The sequence below is a fragment of the Ancylomarina sp. genome, assembly GCF_041555295.1.
Taxonomy (GTDB): domain Bacteria; phylum Bacteroidota; class Bacteroidia; order Bacteroidales; family Marinifilaceae; genus Ancylomarina.
This window is the reverse complement of the sequence record NZ_JBFFKR010000404.1, coordinates 1-2,364: the sequence shown is the minus strand read 5'-3', so window position 1 is coordinate 2,364 and position 2,364 is coordinate 1. Positions and strand designations below refer to the sequence as shown.

Annotated in this window: 2 protein-coding genes and 1 pseudogene; all 3 read left to right on the top strand. The window is 34.2% G+C overall.

What is annotated here, in order from left to right:
- A pseudogene (locus tag ABY905_RS16495) lies at positions 1-246 on the top strand (tRNA epoxyqueuosine(34) reductase QueG); the annotation flags it as partial.
- A 12-nt stretch (positions 247-258) separates the two neighbouring features.
- A complete protein-coding gene (locus ABY905_RS16490) occupies positions 259-1,101 on the top strand; it encodes a lysophospholipase (RefSeq protein ID WP_372645858.1) in 843 nt (280 codons plus the stop codon).
- 13 nt (positions 1,102-1,114) lie between these two features.
- Positions 1,115-2,107 (top strand): GSCFA domain-containing protein, encoded by a 993-nt coding sequence (locus ABY905_RS16485; protein ID WP_372645856.1) that lies wholly within the window; start codon positions 1,115-1,117, stop codon positions 2,105-2,107.
- Positions 2,108-2,364 lie beyond the last annotated feature (257 nt).

Genomic DNA, 2,364 nt, shown 5'->3' with positions numbered 1-2,364 from the left:
ATGAAAGGTAAATTTGAAAACAGAGTATTTGGCTGTGATATCTGCCAGGATGTTTGTCCATGGAATCGCATGGTAAAGCCACATTCTGTTGAAGCATTTAAGCCCAATCCAGATATTTTAGCTTTATCAAAAGATGATTGGCATAATATGGATGCAAATCAATTTGGCAATTTATTCAAGAATTCAGCGGTAAAAAGAACTAAGTTTAAGGGGTTGAAACGTAATTTAAATTTCCTTGAAGAATAAAAGTGGCTAGCTATGACTCATGACACAATGTATATCAAAACACCTGATGGAACGAAGTTGTTTTTACAAATATGGAAACCTATAAGTCAGGTTGAATGTGTTATTTGTTTGGTTCATGGAATTGGTGAGCATAGTTCACGATACAATGCTTGGTCAAAACGTTTTGTCAATAATGATATTGCTGTTGTCGGTTTCGATCAGCGAGGTCATGGTCAATCTGAAGGGCAAAGAGGGATTATTCCTTCTTATGATGTTTTGCTCGACGATATTGATTTGCTTTTATCCAATTGTGAGAAGCTTTTCCCAAATACTCCAATGGTTCTTTATGGACATAGTATGGGTGGAGGTGAAGTTTTAACTCATTTGAATAATAGAGACGGCAGATATAAGGCTGTTATTGCAACCTCACCTTGGTTGATCGCACAGCAATCGCCACCACGATTTCTTATCCCTATTGTGAAGTTGTTTGCTCAACTATTCCCTAACCTTAGTTTGAAAACAAAACTGAATCCTAATCTGCTTTCTCACGATCCAGTGGTTGTTGAAGATTATAGTAATGACCCTTTAGTTCACTCATGGGTTTCATTCCGATTATTTTATCAAGCTTATCAAGCGGGATACGATCTATTAAATCAGAAACCTATTGTTAATAAACCTCTTCTGCTTTTACATGGCACTACCGATGAAATAACATCTCACCAAGCAAGTCATCAATATGCTGAAAAAGCAGGTCCGTTATGCCTGTTTCATGTATTTGATAATGCTTTTCATGAATTGCATAACGATTCTTGTAAAGGTGAGGTCTTTGATCTAATTTTAGATTGGATTCAAAAGAATATCATTTCTTCCTTGTAATAACTCTATCACTATGAATGATGATTTGTTTAGAACAAAAGTGAGCATTCCCAGGTCTGAATTTGATTTCGGATATCAAAAGAATGCTGTGATGATGGGTTCTTGTTTTGTCGAAAACATTGGAGCACAGCTTAAATCGTATAAATATCAGGTTGATGTTAATCCATTTGGTGTGATTTATAACCCAGTTAGTGTTTGTAATAGTTTGCGATTACTAATGGAGGAGAAAGAATTTCTTGAAGATGACCTGAACTTTCATAACGACCTTTGGTTTAGTTTCTATCATCATAGCAAGTTCTCAAATTCTGACCTGTCTTTATGTCTTTCAGATATTAATGATAGTATTAAGAAGAGTTCACAAGAATTAAAGGAGGCTGATTTCTTATTCATCACTTTTGGTACAGCTTGGGTTTATGAATTATTGAGTTCGGGTAATATTGTATCTAATTGTCACAAACTTCCAGCTAAAGATTTTAATCGATATCGATTAGATGTGGATGAGATTGTGCCTATATATAAGGATTTGCTTGTCGAACTCCTGGTTTTTAATCCCAAAATTAAAGTTGTTTTCACAGTGAGTCCTATTCGTCATTGGAAAGATGGTGCCAATGGGAATCAGCTAAGCAAGGCTACTTTATTATTAGCCGTTGAGCAACTAAGTGAATTGTTCAATCAGGTATCCTATTTTCCTTCCTACGAAATTGTAATGGATGAATTACGTGATTACCGCTTTTATGCTGAGGATATGTTGCATATAAGTAATGCAGCAATTAAATATATATGGCAAAGGTTTTCTGAAACTTTCCTTTCCGATACTTCGATAGAAATCCAGAAAAAGGTCGAGAAATTCATTTTGGCCTCTAATCATCGACCTTTTAATGTGAACTCCGACTCTCACCAAGCTTTTATTAAATCAAGTCTGATAAAACTTCAGGAATTCATAAAAGTAAATCCATATATAGATATGGATGATGAAATTCAAAAATTAGAAAGAAATCTACTCTAAGGGTATAGATTTTCTCTAATTAATGTCGTAAATTGCTTATCTGACTCTTGTTTTTGCAAAATAGGAGTCTTGATTTACAGTCTCTTACTAACTAATCTTAATAAACTTCAAATTCGATTAGGAAAGTTGGTAATATAAAGTCTATATTTGCACTCGCTTTAAGAGATAGGCGTAGATCTTTGAACCGTTTGTAATGCTTGTAAACATTGGGTTATCCCGATAAAAAACAATTAAAAAATAAACGAAAAAAGATTTGT